Raw genomic sequence first — 5650 nt, forward strand, 5'->3', positions numbered from 1 at the left:
CGGGCGCCGTGGTAGCCGGTGCGGGCGCGGGTGGCGAGGGCGCCGGCGAGGAGGGTCTGGCGGGCGGCGGTGCGCAGGGCGTCGTCGGTGTGCCAGGAGGCGGGTTCGTCGGGGACGTCGCGCCACCAGCGGATCTCGTCGCTGGGGACGGTGAGGCCGAGGAGGACTTCGCGTGCGGCGGGGGTCGCGGCGCGGGTGAGGGCGGTGAGGGCCTCGGTGAGGAGGTCGTCGCTGTCGGGGAAGGCGCGGCTCTCGGGGACGAGGAGGCTGGTGCCGGCGCCGGGTCCGGGCGGGGTCCAGCGGCCGTAGCGGCCGGGTGCGCCGCCGCGCCGCTGCCAGCCGTGGCGGCGCAGGAGGGCGGCGAGGACGGCGGGGTCGACGTCGGCGGGGTGGGGGGTGCGGTCCCAGCCGGGCGTCGGGTGGGGTCGTGCGGCGCGCGGGGGTTCGTCGAGCGGCCGGTGACTCATGGTCGTCCTCCCGTCCCGACCCGCGTCATGATCTCGCAGAGCGCCCGGTCGTCGAAGATGCGTGCGGTCGGTATGCGTACGGTGGTGCGGGTGCGGCCGGTGACCGGCTGGCCGGCGAGGTTGACCCAGTAGCAGCAGTGCCTGAGGTCGAGGCGGTCGTGTCCGGCGCGCAGCCAGTCGTCCTGGGCGCGGGGGACGATCATGACGACGAGGATCTTGTGCACCGAGACCGGGGTGCGGGCGAGTTTGCGCAGGTGGTCGTTGTCGAGGGTGAAGGGGAAGGTGCGGCCCGGCGGGTGGGGCGGGAGCTGGTAGGTCGCCTTGAGCTGGACCTTGATGGTGACCTCGTCGTCGACGGTGTGGCCGGGTGAGCCGTGGCTGACGTGCCAGTCGATGCCGTTGTCCGGGAACGGCTGGGAGAGTGAGCAGCCGGCCGCGGCGGCGACGGCGTGCAGATAGCCGACCTGCAAGGTCTCCATGCAGGCGGTGGTGGCGAGTGTGCCGCGATGGGGGCCCGTGCGTTCGGGCAGCAGCCCGCCCCGCTCGGGCTGCGCTATCGCCATGACCAACAGCCTTCCCCGTTTTGCGATTTCTTGGACCGGGCCGCTGAACTGGCAGGACCCGCACTCCTGTTGTGTCCTTCCGGCGTACGGCGCAAACAGCCCGGGTATCACCAAACAGGCAGAAGACGGCATGTCATCGGCCGTGCGTGAACGAGGGGTTGTGAGGATATGACGTGCTGGTACGAAGGTCCCCTCGCGGCCTTCGACACCGAGACGACAGGAGTGGACGTCGAGACCGACCGGATCGTGTCGGCCGCGCTCGTCGTGCAGGACGCCACCGGGACCCGGCCTCGGGTGACCCGCTGGCTGGTCAACCCGGGTGTGCCGGTGCCGAGTTCGGCGACGGCGGTGCACGGGCTGACGGAGGAGCACCTTCAGCGCAACGGCCGCTGGCCGGCGCCGGTGATGTACGAGATAGCCGAGCTGCTGGCCGAACAGGCGGCGGTGGGGCGGCCGTTGGTGGTGATGAACGCGCCGTTCGACCTGACGCTCCTGGACCGTGAGCTGCGCCGGCACCGGGCGTCGTCGCTGGGCGACCGGCTGGAGCAGACACCGCTGCGGGTCCTGGACCCCCGTGTCCTGGACAAGCACCTCGACCGCTACCGCAAGGGCCGCCGCACACTGACGGACCTGTGCGCGCACTACGAGGTGACCCTCGCGGAGGCGCACGACGCGGGCGCGGACGCGCTGGCCGCGCTGGAGGTCGTCCGCGCCGTCGGGCGCCGCTTCTCGGCCCGCCTCGAACGCCTCTCCCCCAGCGAGCTGCACAGCCTCCAGACCGGCTGGCACGCCGCCCAGGCGCGGGGCCTTCAGGCGTGGTTCGCGCGCAGCGGGCAGGAGGAGACGGTGGATCCGGCGTGGCCGCTGCGTCCGCCGAACCTGTCGGCGGCGGCATGAGAAAGGCCGGTCAGCTGAAGGCTGACCGGCCTTTTCCCGGTGGGCGATACTGGGTTCGAACCAGTGACCTCTTCGGTGTGAACGAAGCGCTCTCCCACTGAGCTAATCGCCCGGGAACGCACTGAACAATACAGGCCCTCCCGCCCATCCATCAAACCGCCCGCAGCCACCGCACCAGCCCACGCCGCCCGGCCCTCATCATCAGCCGGTGATTGGCCCGGAACACGGGTCTCCCGGGGACGGCGAGCACCCGCAGCAACGGCTTGTGCACCTCGACGACTTGCTCATACCGAGCGAGCGTGCCGCTGCCGCGAGCTTCGAGAGTCCACCGCGCCCATCCTTCGAGATCCCCGGTCATGGAGATCTCCAGCACCCTGGCGACCGGGTCGCGGCGGGTCTCCCGAGCGGTGAACTTCAGCTCGTAGGGCAGGGTGGCGCGGATGCGGACGATGCCGGTGGTGTCGTCGGTGGGGGTGACTGAGCGGACTTGGGGCCACCAGAGGGGGTAGTCCTCAGCACGTTCGAGGGCGGCGTAGACAACGGAGACGGGCGCGGGCAGATCCCAGAGGCTGCGGAATCGATAGCGAGTCCAATCCACAAGGGGCAAGTGTAGGTTTTCAGGGGCACGGGGCTGTATCGATTTGCGGCTACCGCCGCGTGGGCGCGACCAGCCACGACGGCGCCGCAGCTCCCCACTGCCCCCACCACCCCCTACGGCATCTTGTTCCCCAGAAGCGCCAGGTTCTCGATAGCCGCAAGCCCGTACAACGCAGTGTCGTTGGTGGACACCCAAGCCGCCTCGCTACCGGCAACCAACGCCGTAGGCCCGCTCACCCTCTCCGTCCTCCACGGCGCCGACTCCTTGTACCCGTCGGAGTTGTAGAACTTCTCCCAGGCCCGCTTGGCCAGCTTGTCGTCACCCGTCTTCACCGCGGCGTACGCGTCCAGCCTCGAATGCCCCTGGAACAGCAGCAACGTCCCGAAGTTGGACCCGTACCGCGCCGCCTGCTCCGCCTTGCTCGCGTTGAAGTACCGGCAGTAGTCGAGGTACGCCTCGTTGAACCGGGGCATGTCGACGAGGTGGATCAACTCGGCGCACAGTTCATTGAGCCCAAAGACGGCGGACAGGTGCGACACCCCGACGACCGGCGCAGCCGCCACCGCGAACCTCCCGGTGTCGAGGTCGTACAGCCCGCTCCCCTGCACGAACCCGTTCGGCTGGGCGGCGATGGTCTCCATGGTGGACAGCACCCGCGCCTTCGCCTTCTCCCACTTGGGCCCACGCCGCTCCCACTCGGTGAGCCACGCGGAGACGAGCCCGCTCCAGTCGGTGCCGAAGCCGATGGAGAGGGCGTGCCGGTCGGGGGTGTAGGGCTCGGTGCGGATCTTGCGGATGGGGTCGAGGACGAGGAACGTCTCGTCGGAGTCGACGTTCGCGTGCATGAGGTCGCCGACGCGTTCGTCGGCGGTGAGGAAGTAGTAGTAGCGCCGGTAGGTCGTGTTGGCGATCCGCTGCTGTTTCGCGCTGTCGGCGTAGTGCTGCACGCCGTGCCGCGTGCCGAGGCCGGCCCACTGGCCGAGGTGGTAGACGTCGACCTCCCCGGTGTGCCGGGTCATGGCCTCGGCGAACCGGAAGATGTCGGAGCGGCCGCTTCTGAGGTACGCGTACCAGAGCCAGAGGTCGGGTGACAGCTCGGAGTTGTCCCACGCGTACCCGCCGATGTCGTAGCGCCACTGGTGCCGGACGGTGTCGTAGGTGTGCATGATGTCGCCGTGGTCCCAGAAGCCGTACCAACGGCGTTGCTCCACCTGGTCCTTGTAGTAGGTGAAGAGGAAGTCGAGGTGGTCCTCGACCTTCGCCTTGGCCGGGGTGGAGCGGTCGGGCTCGGAGTACAGTCCCGGCCCGAAGACGCCCGCTTTGATCAACTGCTTGGGCGGGGCGGCGAGTTGGGGCAACACCCGGACCGCTTCGACCTGTTGGGCGAGGGCCTGCGGTGTGGGTGTGGACTCGTTGGCCCAGAAGAGGAGTTCGGAGGTGCGGGCGATGCCGTAGGGCGTGCCGAACCCGGGTTCGTAGTCCTCGTAGGTGATGTTGAGGCCTTCGAGCTGTTCGGGGAAGGTGTCCTGGCCCATGCCGTCGTGGTAGAAGCGCAGGTCCATGGGCTGGGCCTCGGGTGACCAGAGCCAGAGGGTGACCTCGGCCTCTTCGGTGTGGGCGGCGCGGATGTCGAGCTGGGAGGGGTGGCGTTCCCAGAAGTCCCGTAGCCCGAAGGAGAGTCCGCCGCTCGCGCCGCCGACGTACCCGAACCCGGAGGCCCGCCGGCCACCGCCCGCACCGATCCAGCCGTGCCCCTTCTTGGTGCGTTTGCGGAGGGTGAAGCCGTCGGCGGAGAGCTGGGAGAGGGTGTAGTCGCCCCACTCGGGGATGTACTGGAGCCGGGTGGTCACCCGTTGGTCCCAGGTCGCCGGGTCGGGCAGCTTCTTCCCGGCGAACTGGGCTTCCTGGACGGCGGTTCCGGGGTCGCGGCGCAGTCCGGTGATGCCCTTGACGGCCTCGCGCAGCAGCCCGGTTCCCTCGCCGCCGATGCGGATGTGGCGGTCGTAGGACTGGTCGCGCATCGGGACCGTGAACCGGACGCCGAGGCCGCGGATGAAGTCGCCGCCGGCTTTGCCGGGTTCCTGGGTGCCGTCGTAGGTGATGGTGTGGACCATGCGGAAGGAGTCGGCGCCCGCGTAGAAGTAGAGCCGGATGGAGAAGGGCAGCCAACTCCGGCTTCCCTTGCGGTGTTTGCCGTCGATGCGGACCACCGCCCGTACGGGGCCCGCCTGTTCGACGGTGACCGACGCTATGGCACCCTCGAAGCGTTCGGTCTTGACGGTGCCCTGGTCCTCGTCCTCGATCTCGGGCTGGCGGATGAGGACGAGGCGGCCGTTCCTGGCGATCTCGGTGGAGCCCCGGGTGACCGACTTGATGATCGTCGCGCCCGATTTTCCTATGCTCACCGCTATGACACCCGTCGACACGTCGATGGTGCCGCCGCTCTTGTCGACGGTGACCTTCTTGCCGGGCGCGGCCGGGGTACCGGGGGTGAGGGTGAGTTTGCCGTCGCCCGAACTGACCGCGTGTGCGGTCCACTTGAGGGATCCGTCGGGCCAGTAGGCGATGGGCCAGGTCTGGACGGGGACGTCCTTGCCGGCGGCGTCGGTGACGGCGAAGGTCTGGTCCTCGCGGAAGGCGCCCATCGGCCAGGGCACGCCGAGGGTGGCGCCGGGGGCGGCGCCGAGGCCGCCGTCCTCCAGCCAGTCCAGGGTGACCGGGTCGCCGTCGCCGCTCTCGGCGCGCGGCGTGGCGGAGGCGCTGTTCGCTCCCAGGGCCCAGCCGAGCTGTGCGGCGGCGCCTGCGACCGCGGCGGCCTTGAGGAGGGATCTGCGGGGAAGGGGGGACATGGCCGTTCCTTTCCGTGCGGGGAAGCTGGTCAGGGCATGACAGAGGAGGGGGTGGCACCGCCGGTCTCAAGTGGGCGTCACCGGCGCCGGTGGCGCTCCTCCACCGCGAGTGCGGCGGCCACGACGGCTCCGAGGACGGGGGCCGCGAGGGGTGCGACGAACCAGCCGGACATCGCGACGACGGCGAGTCCGGTGACGACGAGGAAGGAGCCGGCCGGGTCGAGGACCGTGCGGCGGCCGGCGTCGGCGAGGAGGGTGCGCCAGGAGTCGCCCGGC

Annotated in this window: 4 protein-coding genes, 1 tRNA gene and 2 pseudogenes; 1 reads left to right on the forward strand and 6 read right to left on the reverse strand. The window is 70.3% G+C overall.

The genetic code is table 11. The features are described 5' to 3' along the window. Both ACVNF4_RS31665 and ACVNF4_RS31670 read right to left on the reverse strand, forming a co-directional pair. Positions 1-467, reverse strand: a pseudogene (locus ACVNF4_RS31665) (hypothetical protein); the annotation flags it as partial. Further along, on the reverse strand, positions 464-1030 hold the full coding sequence (locus ACVNF4_RS31670; protein WP_461806319.1) for a DUF4365 domain-containing protein: 567 nt from the start codon (positions 1028-1030) through the stop codon (positions 464-466). The pseudogene ACVNF4_RS31665 and the gene ACVNF4_RS31670, both read right to left, overlap by 4 nt. A gap of 168 nt (positions 1031-1198) precedes the next feature. Here ACVNF4_RS31670 and ACVNF4_RS31675 point away from each other — a divergent pair, with 168 nt between their 5' ends. Beyond that, a complete protein-coding gene (locus ACVNF4_RS31675) occupies positions 1199-1927 on the forward strand; it encodes an exonuclease domain-containing protein (protein WP_461806320.1) in 729 nt (242 codons plus the stop codon). Between the two features lie 40 nt (positions 1928-1967). On the opposite strand, the gene ACVNF4_RS31680 is transcribed toward ACVNF4_RS31675, so the two are convergent. From ACVNF4_RS31680 to ACVNF4_RS31695, 4 genes and pseudogenes are all read right to left on the reverse strand, one after another. Beyond that, positions 1968-2039: transfer RNA gene (locus ACVNF4_RS31680), tRNA-Val, on the reverse strand. 39 nt (positions 2040-2078) lie between these two features. Beyond that, complete coding sequence (locus tag ACVNF4_RS31685; protein ID WP_461806321.1) at positions 2079-2525, reverse strand: SRPBCC family protein; 447 nt, start codon at positions 2523-2525, stop codon at positions 2079-2081. 113 nt (positions 2526-2638) lie between these two features. Next, positions 2639-5374 carry an exo-rhamnogalacturonan lyase family protein gene (locus tag ACVNF4_RS31690; RefSeq protein ID WP_461806322.1) on the reverse strand — a complete coding sequence of 912 codons (2736 nt, stop codon included), beginning with the start codon at positions 5372-5374 and terminating at the stop codon, positions 2639-2641. 77 nt (positions 5375-5451) lie between these two features. Next, positions 5452-5650, reverse strand: a pseudogene (locus tag ACVNF4_RS31695) (hypothetical protein); the annotation flags it as partial.

It is taken from the genome of Streptomyces sp. S6 (assembly GCF_054880855.1).